Source organism: Streptomyces sp. NPDC048191 (assembly GCF_040652655.1).
GTDB lineage: Bacteria > Actinomycetota > Actinomycetes > Streptomycetales > Streptomycetaceae > Streptomyces.
This window is the reverse complement of the sequence record NZ_JBEZMO010000013.1, coordinates 192,307-213,086: the sequence shown is the minus strand read 5'-3', so window position 1 is coordinate 213,086 and position 20,780 is coordinate 192,307. Positions and strand designations below refer to the sequence as shown.

19 protein-coding genes are annotated in these 20,780 nt (G+C 72.5%); 6 read left to right on the top strand and 13 right to left on the bottom strand.

Annotated features, from left to right (window positions below; genetic code table 11):
* Positions 1 to 84 precede the first annotated feature (84 nt).
* Positions 85 to 945: a 3-hydroxybutyryl-CoA dehydrogenase gene (locus tag AB0D93_RS22400; protein WP_362121874.1), complete on the top strand. Its 861-nt coding sequence runs from the start codon at positions 85 to 87 to the stop codon at positions 943 to 945.
* A 194-nt stretch (positions 946 to 1,139) separates the two neighbouring features.
* Entirely contained in the window at positions 1,140 to 1,397 is a 258-nt protein-coding gene (locus AB0D93_RS22395; protein ID WP_270084765.1) for a hypothetical protein, read from the top strand.
* On the opposite strand, the gene AB0D93_RS22390 is transcribed toward AB0D93_RS22395, so the two are convergent.
* From AB0D93_RS22390 to infC, 10 genes are all read right to left on the bottom strand, one after another.
* Positions 1,394 to 1,930 (bottom strand): NUDIX hydrolase, encoded by a 537-nt coding sequence (locus tag AB0D93_RS22390; RefSeq protein WP_362121872.1) that lies wholly within the window; start codon positions 1,928 to 1,930, stop codon positions 1,394 to 1,396. The genes AB0D93_RS22395 and AB0D93_RS22390 overlap by 4 nt on opposite strands.
* Positions 1,931 to 1,995: 65 nt before the next feature.
* A complete protein-coding gene (locus tag AB0D93_RS22385) occupies positions 1,996 to 3,336 on the bottom strand; it encodes a transcriptional regulator (RefSeq protein ID WP_362121870.1) in 1,341 nt (446 codons plus the stop codon).
* A gap of 188 nt (positions 3,337 to 3,524) precedes the next feature.
* Complete coding sequence (locus tag AB0D93_RS22380) at positions 3,525 to 4,586, bottom strand: PP2C family protein-serine/threonine phosphatase (protein WP_362121868.1); 1,062 nt, start codon at positions 4,584 to 4,586, stop codon at positions 3,525 to 3,527.
* 190 nt (positions 4,587 to 4,776) lie between these two features.
* Entirely contained in the window at positions 4,777 to 7,299 is a 2,523-nt protein-coding gene (gene pheT, locus AB0D93_RS22375; protein ID WP_362121866.1) for a phenylalanine--tRNA ligase subunit beta, read from the bottom strand.
* The gene (gene pheS, locus AB0D93_RS22370; protein WP_362121864.1) at positions 7,299 to 8,420 is read right to left on the bottom strand and encodes a phenylalanine--tRNA ligase subunit alpha; all 1,122 of its coding nucleotides are present in this window, start codon (positions 8,418 to 8,420) and stop codon (positions 7,299 to 7,301) included. Before pheS ends, pheT begins: the two co-directional genes overlap by 1 nt.
* Before the next feature lie 148 nt (positions 8,421 to 8,568).
* On the bottom strand, positions 8,569 to 9,702 hold the full coding sequence (locus AB0D93_RS22365) for an ATP-binding protein (protein ID WP_362121863.1): 1,134 nt from the start codon (positions 9,700 to 9,702) through the stop codon (positions 8,569 to 8,571).
* A 50-nt stretch (positions 9,703 to 9,752) separates the two neighbouring features.
* Positions 9,753 to 10,613 (bottom strand): RNA methyltransferase, encoded by an 861-nt coding sequence (locus AB0D93_RS22360; RefSeq protein ID WP_362121861.1) that lies wholly within the window; start codon positions 10,611 to 10,613, stop codon positions 9,753 to 9,755.
* A 167-nt stretch (positions 10,614 to 10,780) separates the two neighbouring features.
* Complete coding sequence (gene rplT / locus AB0D93_RS22355) at positions 10,781 to 11,164, bottom strand: 50S ribosomal protein L20 (protein ID WP_006141703.1); 384 nt, start codon at positions 11,162 to 11,164, stop codon at positions 10,781 to 10,783.
* A 104-nt stretch (positions 11,165 to 11,268) separates the two neighbouring features.
* Positions 11,269 to 11,463: a 50S ribosomal protein L35 gene (gene rpmI, locus AB0D93_RS22350; protein WP_003977225.1), complete on the bottom strand. Its 195-nt coding sequence runs from the start codon at positions 11,461 to 11,463 to the stop codon at positions 11,269 to 11,271.
* Between the two features lie 111 nt (positions 11,464 to 11,574).
* A complete protein-coding gene (gene infC / locus AB0D93_RS22345; RefSeq protein WP_362121937.1) occupies positions 11,575 to 12,213 on the bottom strand; it encodes a translation initiation factor IF-3 in 639 nt (212 codons plus the stop codon).
* Positions 12,214 to 12,578: 365 nt separating this feature from the next.
* Here infC and AB0D93_RS22340 point away from each other — a divergent pair, with 365 nt between their 5' ends.
* Entirely contained in the window at positions 12,579 to 12,935 is a 357-nt protein-coding gene (locus AB0D93_RS22340; RefSeq protein ID WP_158919391.1) for a DUF1844 domain-containing protein, read from the top strand.
* Between the two features lie 54 nt (positions 12,936 to 12,989).
* On the opposite strand, the gene AB0D93_RS22335 is transcribed toward AB0D93_RS22340, so the two are convergent.
* Complete coding sequence (locus AB0D93_RS22335; protein ID WP_362121858.1) at positions 12,990 to 13,721, bottom strand: SseB family protein; 732 nt, start codon at positions 13,719 to 13,721, stop codon at positions 12,990 to 12,992.
* A 142-nt stretch (positions 13,722 to 13,863) separates the two neighbouring features.
* Here AB0D93_RS22335 and AB0D93_RS22330 point away from each other — a divergent pair, with 142 nt between their 5' ends.
* A complete protein-coding gene (locus AB0D93_RS22330; RefSeq protein ID WP_362121856.1) occupies positions 13,864 to 14,703 on the top strand; it encodes a serine hydrolase in 840 nt (279 codons plus the stop codon).
* A gap of 173 nt (positions 14,704 to 14,876) precedes the next feature.
* Positions 14,877 to 16,031, top strand: coding sequence for a lipase (locus AB0D93_RS22325; RefSeq protein ID WP_362121854.1), 1,155 nt, complete (start codon positions 14,877 to 14,879; stop codon positions 16,029 to 16,031).
* Positions 16,032 to 16,053: 22 nt separating this feature from the next.
* Here AB0D93_RS22325 and mycP read toward each other — a convergent pair whose 3' ends face one another.
* Complete coding sequence (gene mycP / locus AB0D93_RS22320; RefSeq protein WP_362121852.1) at positions 16,054 to 17,214, bottom strand: type VII secretion-associated serine protease mycosin; 1,161 nt, start codon at positions 17,212 to 17,214, stop codon at positions 16,054 to 16,056.
* Positions 17,211 to 18,407: a hypothetical protein gene (locus tag AB0D93_RS22315; protein WP_362121850.1), complete on the bottom strand. Its 1,197-nt coding sequence runs from the start codon at positions 18,405 to 18,407 to the stop codon at positions 17,211 to 17,213. Before AB0D93_RS22315 ends, mycP begins: the two co-directional genes overlap by 4 nt.
* 1,169 nt (positions 18,408 to 19,576) lie before the next feature.
* On the opposite strand from AB0D93_RS22315, the gene AB0D93_RS22310 reads away from it, so the two are divergent.
* Positions 19,577 to 20,779 (top strand): amino acid deaminase/aldolase, encoded by a 1,203-nt coding sequence (locus AB0D93_RS22310; RefSeq protein WP_362121848.1) that lies wholly within the window; start codon positions 19,577 to 19,579, stop codon positions 20,777 to 20,779.
* The last annotated feature ends 1 nt before the right edge of the window (position 20,780 follow it).

Genomic DNA, 20,780 nt, shown 5'->3' with positions numbered 1-20,780 from the left:
GATACTTGGCGGTAACGTGCTCGATCGGAGCAGGCGCCGAACCCGGAGGTCCTGCCGGCGAGACGAACCAGCGAAGGGGACGATGTGACCGACATCGAGCGCGTCGGGGTCGTGGGCTGCGGCCAGATGGGCGCGGGCATCGCCGAGGTGTGCGCCCGCGCGGGACTGGACGTGAAGGTCGCCGAGACCACCGGCGAGGCCCTGGAGATCGGCCGCACCCGGCTGTTCAACTCCCTGACCAAGGCCGCCGAGCGCGGGAAGATCACCGAGGAGGAGCTGGACGCCACCCAGGCGCGGCTCACCTTCACCACCGACCTCGGCGAGTTCGCGGACCGCGACCTGGTGATCGAGGCCGTCGTGGAGAGCGAGCCGGTGAAGACCGAGATCTTCCAGGTGCTCGACCAGGTGGTGACCCGCCCGGACGCGATCCTCGCCTCCAACACCTCCTCGATCCCGCTGGTGAAGCTGGCGGTCGCCACCTCGCGGCCGGACCACGTGGTCGGCATCCACTTCTTCAACCCGGCCCCGGTGCAGAAGCTGGTCGAGCTGATCCCGGCGCTCACCACCTCCGAGGGCACCCTCGGCCGTGCCCAGGTCTTCGCCGAGAAGGTGCTCGGCAAGCACGCCATCCGCGCCCAGGACCGCTCCGGCTTCGTGGTCAACGCGCTGCTCGTGCCCTACCTGCTCTCGGCGATCCGGATGTTCGAGTCGGGCATCGCGAGCCGCGAGGACATCGACAACGGCATGGAGATGGGCTGCGCCCACCCGATGGGCCCGCTGAAGCTGTCGGACCTGATCGGCCTGGACACCATCGTCTCCATCGCCAACTCGATGTACGCCGAGTACAAGGAGCCGCTGTACGCCGCTCCCCCGCTGCTCCAGCGCATGGTCGAGGCGGGCCGGCTCGGCCGGAAGACCGGCTCGGGCTTCTACACCTACGGCTGATCACACAGAGCTACGCGGCACGGGACCCGGCACCGCACTCGGTGCCGGGCCCGTCCGTTTCACACACCGTGTGCACGCCGGACACGCATATGCCGCTCGCACACGCTCCCCATGCGCCCACCAGGCGAGTTCACTCTTCATGCCCATGCAACGGATGTGGAGGACCACATTCGGCCACAGAGAGGAATGAAGACGTGACCACCGATTCCGATCATTCCGTGGTCCAGGAGGAACTCGCAGAGTTACGGCGCCGCCTCGACGTCGCGTACGCGCGGGTCGAGGGAGGGCTGGCACTGCTCAGTCACCGCACCAAGGAGACCGCCAAGGAAGTGGACGAGCTGAACTCCCGGATGATCTCCCTGGAACACGCACGCTGGCCACTGCCCTCGCTCGCCGCGCTCACGGCTCTCGGAGCGCTCGTCGTGACGGTCTGGCAGGCGCTGGCCCGCTAGCCGTCGGCGAGCCTGAGATGGCGCAGCAGGAGTAACGCGGCCGCCATGTTGGCGGCCGGGACCTCCCCACGGGCGATCAGGTCGGGGACGAGTTTGAGGGGGACCCATTCCCGGCGGTCCGACTCGAAGTCGTCCACGGGATGCCCGATGTACTCGCCCCGGTCGGACCAGTAGATGTGGTGCCGGGCGTCGGTGAGGCCGTTGGACGGCTCCACGCTCATGAGGTGGTGCAGGGGCCCCGGCCGCCAGCCGGTCTCCTCCTCCAGTTCCCTGGCGGCCGCACTCGCCACGTCCTCGCCGTCCTCCACGACCCCCGCGGCCAGTTCCCAGCCCCAGCTGTCGGTGATGAACCGGTGCCGCCACAGCAGCAGCACCTCGTTCGCCTCGTTGACCACGGTGGCCACCGCCACGGGCCGCAGCCGGATCAGGAAGTGGTCGAGGTGCCGGCCGTCCGGCAGTTCGACATCAGCGAGATTGACGCTGAACCAGCGGTTCGCATACACAGTTTGTTCGTTCTGTTTCGTCCACTGCACGGTTCTGCCACCTTCCGCCGAGTAAGTGGCAATATCGCAGCAGGGACTGTGCACCTACAGTGGGCCTACAGCGGTACGCGCAGTGCCCCGTCGATGAGTTCGGCGGCCTCGGCGGTCCCGGCCGAGCCACAGCGCACCAGGTGTTCGCGTACCGCGCGGAGTCTGTCGCGCAGTCGCTGGGACTCCATCCCGCGGGCCTGCTCGGCCATCTGCACGGCCGTAGCCACCGCCTTGTCCGCGTTGCCCTGGCGCAGTTCGATGGTGCTGAGCATGGCGAGCCGGTGCACCCGCCCCCGGTCGTGGGCGGGGTTGTCGACGGCCGCCGCCGCGTGCTCCCGGGCCGCTGCCAGCTCACCGAGGCTCAGCAGCGCCTCGGCCACCTGCACGTTGACCAGGCCCGGCTGGACATAGCCGGTCTCGTCGGGCTCGTAACCGCGCCGGATCCGCTCGGCGGCCGTCTCCGCGCGCCGGATGCAGGACAGGGCGCTGCCGGAGTCGCCGAGGTGGGCGTACGCCTTGGCCTGCATCGCGTACAGGTCGGAGGCGAGGGCCGGGGTGATGTGCTTGCCGGCGGCCCGCAGCGCCGCCTCGGCGAAGGCGACGGCCTGCCGGTACTCCCGCATGAACAGCGCCTGGTTGACCAGCAAGGCTATGACGTACGCGCCGAGTCCCCGGTCGTTGCTGGCCTTTGCCAGCCGCAGCGCCTGGTGGAAGTAGCGCTGGGCGAGACCGTGGGCGTCGGAGTCGTAGGCGCAGATGCCCGCGATGGCCACCAACCCGCCGGTGGCGCGGTGCAGTTGGCGCCCGGTGGCGTCGGTGTAGCTGCCGCGCAGCAGGGGCGCCGCCTCGGCGTTGAGAAACCCGACGATCCGGGTACGGGTCGCGATGCCGCCGGCCTTGCGGTACATCTGCTCGTAGTGTGTGCGGGCCGAGCGCAGCATCTCGATGTCCGCCGCGGTGACCCGGTGCCGGCCGCCCCGGGAGACGTCGACGTCCTCGGGCGGGTTCTCCCACTCCCACACCGGCATGACGGCCGGGGTCCCGGTGACGGCGGGAGCGCCCAGCACGTGCGGCCGCTGCTGTTCGTCGGAGCGCCACAGGGCGGTGGCCCGCTCCACGAACCCGGACAGCGAGCCCGCGTGCGGGGTGCTCGGCTCCCCGGGTACGCCCAGGCCGATGTCGTCGAGGGTGACGGGACGGTGGAGGCGGGCGGCGAGCACCTCGCAGATCAGGTCCGGGACCTGGCCGCGCGGCCGCTGGCCCTTCAACCACCGGGCCACGGCGGTGTGTTCGTACCGGAGCGTGAGGCCGCGTCTCCGGCCCGCCTGGTTGACGTGCGCGGCGAGACCGGCGTGCGAGATCCCCGCCTCGTCCAGGATCGCGTCGAGCAGTGTGTTGGGCTGCATGGGATGCCCCCCGAGTGGCCTGGTGCGGTTCAGCGTAGTGGCACCGCCTTCACACGGGGTGTGAACGGAGTGCTCGCATCCGCGCTGTGCACGCGGTGTCGCTCAGCGTGTTCCACCGGTTGACTGGGAACCCGGTCAAGCCACCGGCTCCCCCTCGAAAAGCGGTGGCTTGGCCGGGTGAAGGGCGCCTACGGGGGCGCCGCCAGCGGGGCGTTGCCGGCCGAGGGTCTCGCCCCCAGGAGGTCGGACCGCGCCTTGCCCCGGTCGTTCCGTAGGACCAGGAGCGCCATGTCGTCCGTCGGCCTGCCGCTCGCGTGGTGCAGGAGGGCCGTGAACACGGTGCGCAGCACCGCCTGGGGAGACACCGGATGATCCCGTACGACCTTGCGCAGCACGTCCGCCAACGAGAAGAAGCGGCCCCGCGTGTCCCGGGCGTCCTCCACCCCGTCGGTGAACAGGACCAGGCAGTCGCCGGGGAGCAGATTCCCGCAGGTGTGGGGCTCCAGGGCCACCGGCAGCGGGAACGGGCCGAGCGGTGGCAGCGGGTCGACGCGCGTCAACGGCTCCACCGCGGTGCCACTGAGCAGATACGGCCACGGGTGACCGCAGTTGAGAGCGCGCAGTGCGCCCTCCCGGCCGATCTCCAGCAGCAGGACCGTGACGAACTCCTCGGCGACCGGCTGGTCGGGGTCCGGGCTGCCGTTCGCGGGGTGTTCGGCGCGGGCGCGTTCCCGCAGGTGCCGGGCGAGCGCGCGCTCCAACCGGCGTAGCACGCCGTCGAGTTCGGGCTCGTCGTGGGCGGCCTCGCGGAAGCTGCCGAGGACGGCGGCGACGGTACCGAGGGCGGCCAGACCGTGCCCGCGCACATCGCCCATCACCACCCGCACCCCGTGCTCGGTGGCGATCGCCTCGTACAGGTCACCGCCGACGACGGCGCAGCGGTCCGCGGACAGCTGGGCGGCGGCGATGTTCAAGCCGTCCAGACGGGGCGGCAGCGGACGCAGGACGACGCTCTGCGCGGCCCGCGCCACCCGGCGGGCCTGCCGCAGCTCACGCAGCAGCGCGCGACGGACGTGGAAGATGAGCCCGGTGCCGACGGCGAAGAAGACGGCACTGGTGACGATGCGCGCCCCGAGCCCGTTCTGCTGGGCGAGCGGGCAGCCGAACTTGTAGGCGACCGCCGTGGCTCCCCAGACCGTGGGCAGTACGGCTGCCCGCGCGGTGGGCGCCCGTGCCTTGATGCGGATCATGCCTGTGGTCCCCCATGGAGAGTCCCTGACAGAGCAGACGGACCGACCCCGAAAGGCCGGTCCGATTCTGTCGACGCCATGGGACGGGTGGGCCGGATCCCCTCCGATTCCCACCCAAATGAGTGAGTCGGCCCCGGTCAACCCGCATTTATGCAGCTGACGGCGGGGCGACTCCCCATCCCTGCGGTGCTCAGGCCCGAAGCACAGCCCCGGTCCGCTCGCCCGCCAGGGCGACCGCCGCATCGCGAGCCGCCGACGCCTCGTCGACGGTCAGGGTCCGGTCACCCGCGCGGAACCGCAGCGCGTACGCCAGCGACTTCCTGCCCTCGCCGAGCTGATCGGCATTCTCGTAGACGTCGAACAGCCGGATGGACTCGAGGAGTTCACCGGCGCCCTCACGCAGCGCGGCCTCGACCTCGGCGGCCGGGACCGGCCGGTCGACCACGAGGGCGACATCCTGCGTGGCGACCGGGAACGTGGAGATCCGCGGCGCCTGCGGGGCGCCGTCGCCCACCGCCTCCAGGGCGTCCAGGTTCAGCTCCATCGCGCAGGTGCGCTCGGGCAGGCCCAGGGCCTTGAGGACACGCGGGTGCAGTTCGCCCGCGTGGCCCACGACCTGCTCCGTGCCGTCGGCGACGACCACCAGATCGGCGCAGCGGCCGGGGTGCCAGGGACCGTACTGGCCCTTGCGGACGACCAGTTCGGCACCGGCCTCGCGGGCGACGGCGCGCCCCGCCTCGATCGCGTCGGCCCAGTCGGCCGGACGGCCCTTGCCCCACCAGCCGGCCCGCTCGCGGGCACCGGTGAGGACGACCGCCACGTGCCGCGGCTGCTCGGGCAGCGCGGCGTCGAGCGCGGCGATCTCCTCGTCGGTGGGACGCCGGTCGACGGGCAGGTGCGTGGCGACGCGCTGCTCCTCGCGGGGGTGGAACACCAGCCCGGTCTCGAACAGCGCGAGGTCGTGCGAGCCCCGGCCGTCGTTGCGCCGCAGGGCGCCGAGGAGACCCGGCAGCAGCGTCGTACGCAGCGCGGGCTCCTCGTCGCTGAGCGGGTTGACCAGCTTGACGACACGGCGGGCCGGGTCGTCGGCCGCCAGACCGAGCTGGTCGAAGACCTGCTCGCCGACGAAGGGGTAGTTCGGCGCCTCGACGTAGCCCGCGCCGGCCAGCGCGCGCCCGACCCGGCGGTGCAGCCGCTGGCGGTGGGTCAGGCCACGGCCCGAGGGCAGCTTGGGCAGCGTGGAGGGCAGGTTCTCGTAGCCCTCGAGGCGGATGACCTCCTCGGCCAGGTCGTTCGGGTCGACCAGGTCGGGCCGCCAGGACGGGACGGTGACGATCAGCTCGTCCTGCCCGTAGACGTCGCAGCCGACCTGCTGGAGGCGGCGGACGACGGTCTCACGGCCGTAGACGACGCCGGCGACCTTGTCCGGGTGGTCGGCCAGGATGGTGATGGTGTGCGGGGCCGAGGGCGCGACGACCTCGGTGACGCCCGCCTCCGCCGTACCGCCCGCGAGCAGCACCAGCAGGTCCACGGTGCGCTGCGCGGCGGCAACGGCGGCCTGCGGGTCGACGCCGCGCTCGAAGCGGCGGGACGCCTCGGACAGCAGCTTCTGTCGGCGGGACGTCCGCGCGACCGCGACGGCGTCGAAGTGGGCGGCCTCGATGACCACGTCGGTGGTCCCGTTGACGCCGTCCTCGGTGACCTCGTGGTCGGCGATCTCGGTGTTGGCGCCGCCCATCACACCGGCGAGGCCGATGGGGCCGCGGTCGTCGGTGATGACCAGGTCCTCGGCGTGCAGCTTGCGCTCGACGCCGTCGAGGGTGACGAGCTTCTCGCCCTCCCGGGCGCGGCGCACGCCGATGGTGCCCTGGACCAGGGACCGGTCGTAGGCGTGCAGCGGCTGGCCCAGCTCCATCATCACGTAGTTCGTGACGTCGACGGCGAGCGAGATCGGGCGCATGCCGACCTTCTGCAGCCGGCGCTGGAGCCAGATCGGGGAGCGTGCCTCGGGGCGCAGGCCGGTGACCGTGCGGGCGGTGAAGCGGTCGCAGCCGAACGGGTCGGAGACCTGGACCGGGTAGCCGTAGCCGTTCGGGGCGGGTACGTCGATCAGGGCCGGGTCGCGCAGCGGCAGGCCGTAGGCGATGGCGGCCTCGCGGGCGACACCGCGGATGGACAGGCAGTCGCCGCGGTTGGCGGTGACCGCGATGTCCAGGACCTCGTCGACCAGTTCCAGCAGCTCGATGGCGTCCTTGCCGACCTCGGTCTCCGGCGGCAGCACGATGATGCCGTGGGTGCCGTCGTCGCCCATGCCCAGCTCGTCGGTGGAGCAGATCATGCCGTGGGACGTCTTGCCGTACGTCTTGCGGGCGGCGATGGAGAAGCCGCCGGGCAGGGTGGCACCGGGCAGGACCACGACGACCTTGTCGCCGACGGCGAAGTTGCGGGCGCCGCAGACGATCTCCTGGGGCTCGCCGGTGCCGTTGGCCTGGCCGACGTCGACCGTGCAGAACCGGATCGGCTTCTTGAAGCCCTCCAGTTCCTCGATGGTCAGCACCTGGCCGACGACCAGCGGGCCCTTGAGGTCGGCGCCGAGCTGCTCGACGGTCTCGACCTCCAGGCCTGCGGAAATGAGCTTGGCCTGGACGTCACGGCCGGTTTCGGTCGCCGGCAGGTCGACGTACTCCCGCAGCCAAGAAAGCGGGACCCGCATCAGATCTCCATCCCGAACGGCCGGGTGAACCGGATGTCACCCTCGACCATGTCTCGCATGTCTTCGACGTTGTGGCGGAACATCAGCATCCGCTCGATCCCGAACCCGAAGGCGAAGCCGCTGTACTTCTCCGGGTCGACGCCGCAGGCGGTGAGCACCCGCGGGTTGACCATGCCGCAGCCGCCGAGCTCGATCCAGCCCTCCGACGAGCAGGTGCGGCAGGGACGGTCGGGGTTGCCGACGGACTCGCCCTTGCAGACGTAGCAGAGCATGTCCATCTCGGCGCTCGGCTCGGTGAAGGGGAAGAAGTTCGGCCGCAGCCGGGTCTTCATGCCCTCGCCGAACAGGGACTGGACCATGTGGTCCAGGGTGCCCTTGAGGTCGGCCATGGTCAGGCCCTCGTCCACGGCGAGCAGCTCGACCTGGCGGAAGACCGGGGTGTGCGTGGCGTCCAGCTCGTCGGTGCGGTAGACGACGCCGGGGCAGATCACGTAGACCGGCAGCTCACGGCTCAGCAGCGAGCGGATCTGCACGGGCGAGGTGTGGGTGCGCAGCACGACACCGGACTCGGTGCCGCCGTCGGGCCCCTGCACGAAGAAGGTGTCGGCCTCGCCGCGGGCCGGGTGGTCCGGGCCGATGTTGAGGGCGTCGAAGTTGAACCACTCGGCCTCGACCTGCGGGCCCTCGGCGACCTCGTAGCCCATGGCCACGAAGATGTCCTCGATGCGCTCGGAGAGCGTCGTGAGGGGGTGGCGGGCGCCGTCCGGGACGCGGTCGTACGGCAGCGTGACGTCGACGTCCTCCTCGACGAGCACCCGTGCGTCGCGCTCGGCCTCCAGCTCGGTCTGGCGGGTGGCGAGGGCCTTGTTCACGCCGGCGCGGGCCATGCCGACGCGCTTGCCGGCCTCGGCCTTGGCGTGCGGGGGCAGGGCGCCGATCTCGCGGTTGGCGAAGGCCAGCGGGGAGGCGGGGCCGGTGTGGGCGACCTTGGCCTCGTGGAGCGCGTCGAGGGAGTCCGCGGCGGCGAAGGCGGCGAGCGCCTCGTCCCGCATGCGCTCGATCTCTTCCGGTTTCAACGCCTCGACCTCGACAGGGTCGTACGACTTATTGGGTGCCGACATCTCTTCCCGTGCTTCCGATTGCTGGCGGATGGTCCCCGTCACCGACTCACAGCTCTTTGATCGCCGCGTGAAGGACACAAAGGTGCCAAAGGCCGAGTCTAACGGGGTGGGGGTGGACGAATGCGCCCGCGGGCCGCTCCGGCTCTCGTCAGGCGAGGTAGGCCGGGGCTCCCACGGGCAACGTAAATCGGAACTCGGCGCCGCCGCCGGGGGCGCGGCCGACGGTGATGGTGCCGCCGTGGGCCTCGACGATGCCCTTGACGATGTACAGCCCGAGGCCGGTGCCGCCGCGCTTGCTGCCCCGCCAGAAGCGGGTGAAGACGCGGTTCATGGACTCCTCCGGGATGCCGGGACCCTCGTCGCTCACCGTGACCGACGTGCCGGTCTCCTCGCCCTCGCGCGGGGACGCGCAGGGCATGACGTCAATCGTGACGGTTCCCTCGCCGTGTCGCACCGCATTTTCGATGAGGTTGCTGAGGACCTGGTCGATCTTGTCGGGGTCGGCCCACAGACCGGGCAACGGCTGTTCGACGCGCAGCAGGAAGCGGTCGGCAGGCTGGCCCGCCGCGACGTAGGCCTGGATGTGCCGGGAGACGGCGGCGCCGATGTCGACGGGCTGCCGGCGCACCTCCAGTCGCCCGGAGTCGATCCGCGAGATGTCGAGCAGCTCGGCGATGAGCCGGGTGACCCGGTCGGCGTCGGCGTCCACGGTCTCCAGCATCAGCCGCTTCTGGTCGTCGGTGAAGCGTTCCCACTTGGCGAGGAGCGTGGCGGTGAAGCCCTTCACCGAGGTGAGGGGCGAGCGCAGTTCGTGCGCGACCGTCGCTATCAGCTCGGCGTGGCTGCGCTCGGTACGGCGGCGGGCCTCGGTGTCGCGCAGGGAGACCACGACGCGCCGGACGGGCCCGAGGGGTTCGGCGCGGATGTAGCGGGCGGAGACGAGGACCTCCCTGCCCTGGGGCAGCAGCAGGTTCCGCTCCGGCTGCCCCACCCGGATCGCGAGCCCCCCGTAGGGGTCGGTGAGCTGCCACCAGCGGCGGCCCTCCAGGTCCTCCAGCGGGAGCGCCTTCTCCAGGGGCCGGCCGAGGGCGTCTTCGGCCCGGACGGCCGTGATGCGTTCGGCGGCGGCGTTGAAGCAGCTGACACGCCCGTGCTCGTCGGCGACGACGAGACCGTCGGGCAGCTGGTCCGGGTCGAGGTCCGCGTGGTCGCTCCGCCCGGGCACGGGTGTGCTGCGCGCGTCCCGTCCCTCCGGCGCGGTGCTCGTGCCGGCCACACTCATCCCCGTACCCCACCTCTCAGACGGCGCAGGGCCCCGAGCTGGTCACCCTACTAGCTCTCGGTGACGGAGCGGCACCCTCCGGAGGCGCGCTGTGCACGGGCCGAGGCGTAGAGACATACGGCGGCGGCGGTGGCCAGGTTCAGGCTCTCGGCCCTTCCGTGGATGGGGACGCGCACGACGGCGTCGGCGAGCGCGCGGGTCTCCTCCGGGAGCCCCCATGCCTCGTTGCCGAACACCCACGCGGTGGGCCCGCCCATCGTCCCCTTGTCCAGCTCGTCGTCGAGGTCGCGGTCCCCGGCACCGTCGGCGGCGAGAATGCGCACTCCGGCGTCCTTCAGCCCCTCGACGGCCCGCTCCACGGGGACGCCGACGGCGACGGGCAGATGGAAGTGGGAGCCCACGGAGGCGCGCACGGCCTTGGGGTTGTACAGGTCCACGGAGGCGTCGGTGAGGACGACGGCCTCGGCGCCGGCGGCGTCGGCGCAGCGCAGCACGGTGCCCGCGTTGCCGGGGTCACGGACATGGGCGAGCACCGCGACGAGCTTCGGCCGGGCGGCGAGGATCTCCTCGAAGGGCGTGTCCAGGAACCGGCACACACCGACCAGCCCCTGCGGGGTCACGGTCGTGGAGATGTCGGCGATGACCTCTTCGGAGGCGAGGTGCACCCGGGCGCCGACGGCACGGGCGGCGCCGATGATGTCGGCGTACCGCTCCGCGGCCTCGACGGTGGCGAACAGCTCGACGAGCGTGACGGCGCCACCGGCCCGATGCCCGGCCGCCTCCCTGACAGCCTGCGGCCCCTCCGCGAGAAACAGCCGGTCCTTGCCCCGGAAGTTCCGCTTGGCGAGCCGCCGGGCGGCGCTGACACGGGCGGACCGCGGGGAGATGAGCTCGGGAGAGACGGGGGGCATCCTTGTACCTTCGGAAACTCGTGGCGCCCCAAAGGGGCGCGGGGAACTGCGCGACCAGCCACGACGCACCCGCAGCCGGAAGACCACCCGGGGTGCCCAACAACAGGACCCGCAAGCCATACAGCCTGCGGGTCCCTCAGTGAACGTCGGCTAAAGCCAGCGCAGCGTCACGCGGCCTTGGGCGCGTTGACGTCCGACGGCAGCGCCTTCTGCGCGACCTCGACGAGCGCCGCGAAGGCGTTCGCGTCGTTCACGGCCAGCTCGGCCAGGATCTTGCGGTCGACCTCGACGTTCGCGGCCTTCAGACCCTGGATGAAGCGGTTGTAGGTGATGCCGTTGGCGCGGGCAGCGGCGTTGATGCGCTGGATCCACAGCTGACGGAAGTCGCCCTTGCGCTTCTTGCGGTCGTTGTAGTTGTAGACCAGCGAGTGGGTGACCTGCTCCTTGGCCTTGCGGTACAGGCGCGAGCGCTGACCGCGGTAGCCGGAGGCCTGCTCGAGGATCGCCCGGCGCTTCTTGTGGGCGTTGACTGCCCGCTTGACGCGTGCCACTTGTTAACTCCTTGTAGCGGGGTCGTGGTGGTCCTCACACGACCCGGAAACGGCTGGGTCCCGGTTTTGGCGTACGGCGCTCGAGGTGGCGAGCGCCGGCTACGTCACTTGCCGAGAAGCTTCTTGATCTTCGCGGCGTCGCCCGGGGCCATCTCGGCGTTGCCGGTGAGGCGACGCGTGACGCGGGACGACTTGTGCTCGAGCAGGTGGCGCTTGCCGGCGCGCTCGCGGAGCACCTTGCCGGAGCCGGTGATCTTGAAGCGCTTGCTGGCACCGCTGTGCGACTTGTTCTTCGGCATAGCGCCGTTATCTCCTCGTCGGTGGCGCTCCGGTGCCCGGTCGCGAAACCGGGCACGGTGGAGCGTCGCTCTTGTTTCGATTACATCCTCGGGGACCTGGGTCCCCCGGGATCACGCCTCGGCGGGCTCCTCGGACGGCGCCTCAGCCTCGGCAGGGTTCTGCGACCGACCGGGGTGCGCCTTCGCTTCGGCCTTGCGGGCCTCCTGCGCCTGACGAGCCTCGGCCATGGCCTCGGTCTTCTTCTTGTGCGGACCGAGAACCATGATCATGTTCCGGCCGTCCTGCTTCGGGTTCGACTCGACGAAACCGAGGTCCTGGACGTCCTCCGCGAGACGCTGCAGCAGTCGGTAGCCCAGCTCGGGCCGGGACTGCTCGCGACCACGGAACATGATCGTGATCTTGACCTTGTCGCCCTGCTTGAGGAACCGTACGACGTGACCCTTCTTGGTGTCATAGTCGTGCGGGTCGATCTTCGGCCGGAGCTTCATCTCCTTGATGACCGTGTGCGCCTGGTTCTTGCGCGCCTCACGGGCCTTCATGGCCGACTCGTACTTGAACTTCCCGTAGTCCATGAGCTTGCACACGGGCGGACGGGCGTTCGCCGCGACCTCGACCAGGTCCAGGTCGTACTCCTGCGCAAGCTCCAGTGCCTTGGCCAGCGGGACGATGCCCACCTGCTCTCCACTGGGACCGACAAGTCGCACCTCGGGAACGCGAATCCGGTCGTTGATGCGGGGCTCGGCGCTGATGGATCCTCCTCGGTAGCACCACGCGACGGTCTGGCGGACAGCCGCGTAACGTCTTTGTTCGTAAGACCTAACCGCGCCGACGCACAAAAAATGCCCCGGACGATCACAGGCGGGGCTCCAATGACTACCGGAGCACCGCCGCGGTGACCGCGGGGCGCAGTTCGGGCGGCTCCATCGTCCGTACGGAACGATGGTGGCCACCTGACCGGATGACCCGCCGTCCCGGGGGACGGTCAGGTGGGAGATCGGAGCCTCCACTTGTGGGCTGGGCACAGTGGTCCAGCCGGTCGTTACACAAGGTTAGCAGCACCGACGGGGAAGGGCTAATCGAAGGGCCCGGCACCGCACCGCTTATCGTGTGGGGCATGAGTGAGACCCCTCCTGAGAACCCCGACTTCGACGCGATGACCCGGGACATCGCCGAGGTCCCCGCCGTCGAGGTGATCGTGACGGTCGCCGTCAACCTGATGAGCGCCGCCGCCGTGAAGCTCGGGCTGAGCGAGGAGGGCGAGAAGTACAAGGACCTGGACGAGGCCCGCAAGCTGATCACCGGGCTCGCCGGCCTGCTCGACGCGAGCGCGACCGAGATCAGCTCCTTCCACGCGGCCCCGCTGCGCGACGGCCTGAAGTCGCTGCAGCTGGCGTTCCGCGAGGCGTCGATCGTCCCGGACGAGCCGGGCCAGGGGCCGGGCGAGAAGTACACCGGCCCGGTCTACGGCTAGGGCCTTGTCGTTCGGCCCCGCGTCTGCGGCGTGATCCGAACGACGGGCCCTGGCTCACCCGCGTACGTACAGGGGCTCGCCCGGAGGTGTGGTCCCGGCCGGCAGCAGTGCCAGGTCGAGGCCGCGCACCAGGCGGGCCCTCAGTGTTTCGTCGGCGGCGAGCCGCTCGGCGACCGCGCGGGCGGCCTCGGCGGCCGGTGTCGCCGGGTCGAGGACCAGGGCGAGGGTGCCGTCGGCCTGTCCGGGTCCCAGATGCGCGCGCAGGACGGCGGGCTCCGCCGCCACGGCCGCACGGACGGCCCCGACGACGGCCGGGTCGGCGAGCGGGTCGGTGCTGGTGCGGCCCTCGGCGAGGGCGAGCAGCGCGGGGCCGGTCAGCTCGAACGGCACCGGTCCGGCGAGGTCCAGCACGACCGTGTCGGCCCGCTCGTGGGCGGCGGCCTCCAGCGCCTGGTGCAGCGGCACGGCGACCGGGCGGGCCGCGGGGTCCCAGCGGGCGAGGGAGTCGGTGGAGGTGAAGGCGGGCAGGGCGGTGCGGTGGCCGGCCTTCAGGGTGGGTACGGCCATGTCGCTGGTCTTCTCGCGACGCAGGCCGTTCTCGTCCTCCTCGACCTCGCCGAGCACCGCGACGACCGGGACGAGCAGGCGGGCGCCCTTCAGCGCCTCGAGGACGGGCCCGAGAGCGCCGCGGTCCTCGGCCCAGGCGGCGAGGGCGGCGCTCAGCCGGGGGTCGGCGGAGCCGTCGTCGTCGGAGAAGCCGGGGTCGGGAATGTTCTTGTTCGCCACGGTCACCGACCCTAATCCAGGGTGTAAGCAGCTCGTACCAGGCCCCCGCAAGGAGCCGGCGGGCGGCTTGCGCGGGCAGCGGACGCCTTGGCCCTAATCCAGGGTGTAAGGCTCGCTCTGAGACCGGCGCCGCTGTCCACCAGTGGTGGTGAGGCGCCGGGAAAGGCACCCGGGGACGGCGGCCGTATCGTCGGCGGCGTCGCCCGCGGTCCCCTCCTCGGCCGGGGCGGGAAGGGAGGAGACGTCCGTGACGGAGCCGGCGGTGGACCGGGACGCGCTGCTGGGCGAGGCGATGAGGGCGGTGAACGTGCCGTCCGGCGCGCGGGTGTCGGCGGCGGTGCTGGCGGTGGACTCCGGTGTGAGCGCGGCCCACGGCGACGCGGCCTTCGACACGGCAAGCATCGTCAAGGTCGACATCCTGGCCACGCTGCTGCTCCAGGCGCAGGACGCGGGACGGCAGCTGACGGCCGCCGAGAAGGCGTACGCCACGAAGATGATCGAGAACAGCGACAACACGTCCGCGACGGAGCTGTGGCACACGATCGGCCGGGCGGACGGCCTGGACGCGGCGAACCGGCGCTTCGGGCTGACCTCGACGTCCGGCGGCGACGGTGAGCTGTGGGGGCTGACGCAGACCACGGCCGCGGACCAACTCGCCCTGCTCCGGCAGGTGTTCGGCCAGGAGTCGAAGCTGAGCGCCACCTCCCGGACATACGTGCAGGGCCTGATGACATCGGTCGAGGCGGACCAGCGGTGGGGGGTGTCGGCCGCCGCGGAGGGCGACTCCTCGGCGCTGAAGAACGGCTGGCTGGCGCGGAGTACGACGGGGCTGTGGGACGTGAACAGCATCGGGCGGGTGACGGTGCACGGCACCGACTACCTGGTGGCGGTGCTGTCGAAGGGCACGCGGACCCGGGCGGAGGGCATCGCACTGGTGGAGGCGGCGGCGAAGGCGGCGGTGTCGGCGTTCGCCGGTAAGTGATCGGTGTGAACGGCCGAACGATCCGGTTTCCGGCTCCAAACGATCTAGTCTTCAAGGGACTTGACGATGAGCGGGCCGGACGATGGCGTCCTCTTTACCTTTGTGCGATGCGCCTCGGGTCCGGCCACGGAAGGAGCCCAGTGCCTCCCGTACGCCCAACTCGCCGTTCCCTCATGGCCGGTGGCCTCGGAGCCGTCGCCGCCCTCGCCCTTCCCCTGTCGGTGCCCGCACCGGCGGCCGCGGCCGGTCTCGTCCCGGTCGAGCTGCCCGGCCCGGCCGGGCCGCTGCCGGTGGGTGCGGTGGAGCTGCACCTGGTCGACCCGTCGCGGACCGATCCCTGGTCGGGGCGGCCGCGCGAGGTGATGGTGACCGTGACGTACCCGGCCGCCGACGTCCACGACCGCACGATGCTGCCCTGGCTGCCGCCGGGTGCCGAGCGTGCCCTGAAGGCCCGCTTCGGTGGCGCGTTGGACGGCTACGCGCTCCCGCGGACGCACAGCGCGGACCGGGCGCCGGCCCTGCCGGGCCGCCGTCCGGTGCTGCTGCACTCGCCCGGCTACCAGTCGGACCGGACCTTCAACACGCTGCTCATCGAGGAGCTGGCGTCCTGGGGCTATGTCGTGGCCGCGGTCGACCACCCCTACGACACGGGCGAGGTGGAGTTCCCGGACGGCCGCGTGGTGGTCACCCGACCCGACGACGGGAGCGTCGAGGCCGTCACGGCCGCGGTCGCGGTGCGCGCCGCCGACCTGCGGTTCGTCCTCGACGCGCTGGCCGGGCTGGACCGGGGCGGCAACCCCGACGCGGAGCGGCGCCCACTGCCGCGCGGGCTGCGCGGAACGCTGGACCTCACCCGGGTCGGCGTGTTCGGGCACTCCCGGGGCGGCGCCGCGTCGGCGGCCGTGATGTACCTGGACGAGCGGGTGCGAGTCGGCATCGACCTGGACGGCGGTCTTGCCGGGCCGGTGGTCGAGCACGGACTCGACCGGCCGTTCCTGCTGATGGACACCGCGATCCACGACGGGCTGAACCAGGACCCGAGCTGGCCCTCCTTCTGGCGGCACCTGAGCGACTGGCACCGCTGTCTGCGGCTCGCCGACGCCGGCCACAACTCCTACACCGACATCGTGGCCGTCGCACCGCAGCTGCCCGAGCAGGTGCGCGCACAGCTCCAGACCGGCACCATCCCCGCCGACCGGGCGGTGGCGGCCGTACGGGCCACGGTGCGGGCGTTCTTCGACCTGCAGCTGCGCGGCCGCCCCGACACCGGGCGGTTGCTGCGCGGCGCGTCGCGGCGCTACCCGGAGATCCAGTACATCGCCGGGTAGCCGGGCGGCACCCCGGGCGCCCTCAGGCCGTCTTCCTGCGCCCCCGCCACAGCACCACGCCCGCGACCAGGAGGACCCCGCCGGCGCCGCCGGCCAGGGGGCCCGCCCAGTCGGCGGTCGAGGACGTGGCCTTGGGGGCGTCCGGGCCGGCACCGAAGTACTTCTTGCCGGACGACGCCGCGCGCAGGCTCTGCGGCCGCAGCCGGTCGGCCGCCTTCAGTGCCGCCGCCGGATCGATCATGCCGAAACCGCGGGAGTCGTCCCGGCCGCCGGCCGGCGGATCCTCGGCGGTGTCCTCCAGCAGCTTCTTGACCTGGGCCGGGCTCAGGCCGGGGTGGGCAGCCCTGACCAGGGCCGCCGCGCCGGAGACGAACGCGGAGGCGGCCGACGTGCCCCAGCCCTCGTAGTACTTGTGGTCGGGGTCGGCGATGACCACGTCGACGCCGGGCGCGCTGACCGCCGCGTACCAGCGGCGGGTGGAGAAGGAGGCGCGGGTGCCGTAGCGGTCGACGGCGGTCGCGGCGATCACGCCCGGGTAGGCGGCCGGATAGGACACGTGGTCGCCCTTGTCACCGCCGTTGCCCGCGGAAGCCACGACCACCACGCCCTTCTTCAGGGCGTACTGCACGGCCTCGTCCTCGCTGGGCTCGGGGTGCGCGGAGTCGGAGTCGTCGCCGAGGGAGAGGTTGATGACGTCGGCGCCGTGGTCGGCGGCCCAGCGGATGCCGTCGGCGAGGGCGTTGCCACGGCTGGTGCGGGCCTTGGCACGGGCGGGGTCGCCGTCCTCCAGGATCACGCGGACGGGCAGGATCTTCGCCTCCGGGGCCACGCCCATGACGCCGGCGCTGTCACCCGGTCCGTGGCCGTGCCCGGCGATGATGCCGGCCATGGCGGTGCCGTGCCGGGCCCAGTCGCGGTCACCCTGCTTGGCGCCGAAGCCGATCATGTCCTTGGCGGGCAGGACGTTGCCGGCGAGGTCGGGGTGGTCGGCCTCGACGCCGGTGTCCAGGACGGCGACGGTGACGCCCCGGCCCTGGGTGGTCCGCCAGGCCTCGTCCAGGTGCAGGGCGTCCAGACCCCACTGCTGGGCGCGGATGCCGTCGGCGTGGGCCTCGGTGGACGGCAGCAGGGCGAGGGCGCCGGCGAGCAGGAGGCTCAGCGCGGCGCCGTGGGCATGCTTCATGAAGGTTTCTCCGTGGCCGTGCCGATGCTCTGGCGCAACCGCCGTTCGACCCGGTCGGCCAGGCCCTGGGCCTCGTTGCCGAGACCGGCCTGCGCCGGTGCGGTGGTGGCGCCGGCGCGCATGGCGTCCGCGGCGGGCAGGGGAGCGTCGACGCTGCGGCCGTCGGCCCAGCCGGAGACGGCGTAGGCCACCACCGGGGCATCCGTGAGGACGGAGACGGTCCAGGACGCGCGCTGCTTGTCGCCGAAGCCGGCCGCGACGGTGTCCCTGGCCGCGTACGGGCGGGGCATCAGATCGGTGCGCCGGTCCAGGTGCTCGGTACGGAAGCGGTGGGCGAGCGCGGACATGGCGGCGGGGTCGCCCTTGGTGAACAGCAGGCCGACGGTGGTGACGTAGCTCTGGGTGGCGTCGGTGTACGTGGCACGCACGAGCCGCTGGCAGCCGACGGGGGCGAGGACCTTGGACAGCAGCGGGTCGAAGGCGTGGGCGCAGCCGCTGTCCGGGGCCACGGCGATCCTGGTCCAGGTGCGATCGGCGCCGCCGGGGCCGGCGCCCGTGCCCTGGACCGTGGGCGGGAACAGCTGGTCGACGGGCGCGTTGTGCCAGATCGTCCCGGCCGTCGCGAAGTGGTCGCCGGAGGCGTCGTCCCCGCCGTCGTCGGTGAGCCAACTGCCGGTCACGGCACCGCCGATGAGACCGAGTCCGAGCACGAGACAGGCGGCAGCGGCGGCGGTGCGTGGTCCCACCCGGTGCCACGCCCGCTCGGTGAAGGCCTCGGGCTCCCCGAACGACACGACGGGCCGTGCGGCCGCCATCGCGGTCCAGGACAGCGCGGGGTCCGGCGCGGAGGCGGCGGGCAGGGGGCCGGGACGGGTGGGCGCCGGCGGACTCCACGCGGTCGACGCGGCAGCGGACACCGGGGCGGGGGCGGTACGGCGCTCGCCGCCCGACCGGATGGAACCGGCACGCTCCGCCTTGGGGGCGTCGGTGATCGGTCGGAGCCGGGTCGTCGTCTCCGACGCGGTGACGGGGCGCAGCCGGGCCGTCGTCTCGGTGGGCGTCTCCGCCGGAGCGCCCGGACGGCCGGAGGGCGCGGATCCGTTCGCGCCGGTTCCGTCCCGGCGCGCCTCACGTCCCGTGCTGGGCGGCGCGTCGGGGAACCGGGCAGAGGCAGGCGGCGGAGGCGGGCTCACCGGCTCGCCACCCGCGGGCACGGCGGGGCGCCTCCCCCCGGACCGAGCCCCGAGCCCGGTACCACCACCGGCGCCCCCAGGCCGGCCACCCTCCCCAGAAGCCAAGCCGCTGCCCGCGGACCGCCCAGCCACAGCCGAGCCGCCGCCCCCGGGCCGACCGACCGAAGCCGGACCACCACCCGCAGACCCGGCACCCGAAGGCGAACCGCTCCCCCCGGGCCGCCCGGCCGAAGCCGAGCCGTCACCCGCGGCACCCGAGGCCGAGCCCTCACGCCCGGACAACCAGGCCGCAGACGAGCCGCCGCCCCCGGACCGCCCGCCCGAGGACGGGGAAGTACGAGCAGACCCGGCACCCGAAGCCAAACCACTGCCCACGGACCGCCCAGCCGAAGCCGAGCCGCCGCCCCCGGGCCGCCCAACCGAAGCCGGACCACCACCCGCAGACCCGGCACCCGAAGCCGAGCCACTGCCCCCGGGCCGCCCAGCCGAAGCCGGACCACTACCCGAGACCCCACCACCCGAAGCCGAGCCGCTGCCCGCGGACCGCCCAGCCGAAGCCGGACCACCACCCGCAGACCCGGCACCCGAAGGCGAACCGCTGTCCGCGGGGCGCCCGGCCGAGGACGAGGAGGTAGCGGCAGACCCGGCGCCCGAAGCCGGGCCGCTACCCCATCGTGTCGCCGGGTTCTTCCCCGTGAAGCCTCCGGTGGACGCGGTCGGCGTGGGGGGAGTCGCGCCACGGGACGGCGGGTGACCTTCGTGCGCGGCCGATCCGCCTGGCGTCTCACTCCCGTCGGCGAAGCCCGTTCGCGGGGTGAAGACCGACGGCTCGTCGTCGGGGTAGTCGGGCGGAGTGGAGGGGCGCGGAGGGATCGGAGCGTGGCGCGCTTCCGTGCTCATGCACCCCCCGTTTCCTCGTGGCCGCCCGTCCTCACGTACGCGGGCCGCTGCGCTGCTCGGCCGCGCCCGGTGCGGAAGCTCCGTACCGGGCACGCATACCCGTACGGCCGGAGCGGCATCCCGGTTCAGCCGAAGCGGCCGGGGGCGTTCCGCCGTGCGCGTCACTCTACGGGTTGTCCGGGCCGGAATCAGAACCAGTCCGGGCCGCCGGGGCATCTGCCCGGAACGTCCCCCTACCCTGCGGTAATCCTGTCTGGCAGGCTTCCGTCATGACTGCGCGCGCCGCTGACCGGGCCCGTTACGACCGGGCCACCGCCCATCTCGACGCCCCTCTCGCGATCGTGGATCTGGACGCCTTCGACGCCAACGCGGCCGATCTCGTCCGCCGGGCCGCCGGCAAGCCGGTCCGGGTCGCCAGCAAGTCGGTTCGCTGCCGGGCCCTGCTGGAACGCGTCCTGGCGATGGACGGCTTCCAGGGCATCATGTCGTTCACGCTGGCCGAGTCGCTGTGGCTCGCCCGTTCCGGCTTCGACGACGTCCTGTTGGCCTACCCGTCGGCCGACCGCAGCGGCTTCGCGGAGCTGGCCGCCGATCCCAAGCTCGCCGGTGCGGTCACCGTGATGGTGGACGACCCGGCACACCTCGATCTCATCGACGCCGCCCGCGACGGCGGACGCGAAGTGGTGCGGGTGTGCCTGGAGTTGGACACCTCGCTGAGGTTGCTCGGCGGCCGGGTCAGGGTCGGCGCGCGGCGCTCTCCGCTGCACTCCCCCGGCCAACTCGCCGAGCTGGCACGGACGGTGGCCCGACGCCCGGGTTTCCGGCTGGTGGGGATCATGGCGTACGAGGGGCACATCGCGGGTGTCGGGGACTCGGTGGCCGGGCGGCCGCTGAGGTCCCGGGCGGTCCGGCTGATGCAGGCGACGGCCCGCCGTGAGCTGGCCGAGCGGCGGGCCGCGGTCGTGCGTGCGGTGCGGGCCGTCGTCCCCGGCCTGGAGTTCGTCAACGGCGGCGGCACGGGCAGTGTGCAGCACACCGCCGCCGAGGACGCCGTGACCGAGATAGCGGCCGGTTCGGGCCTGTACGTGCCGCGTCTGTTCGACAACTACACGTCGTTCACGGGCCGTCCGGCGGCCCTGTTCGCCCAGCCCGTCGTACGGCGGCCGGGGGTCGGGGTCGTCACCGTGCTCGGCGGCGGCTATCCGGCCTCCGGCGCCGCCGGTCCCGACCGGCTGCCCGTGCCGTACCTGCCGGAGGGGCTGGTGTACGACCCCCAGGAAGGCCCCGGCGAGGTGCAGACCCCGCTGCTCGGCTCGCCCGCCGACGATCTGCTCATCGGCGACAAGGTGTGGTTCCGGCACGCCAAGGCGGGCGAGCTGTGCGAGCGGTTCGCGGCGCTGCACCTGGTCGAGGGGGACACGGTCACCGCGACCGTGCCCACCTACCGGGGCGAGGGGCAGACCTTCCTGTGAC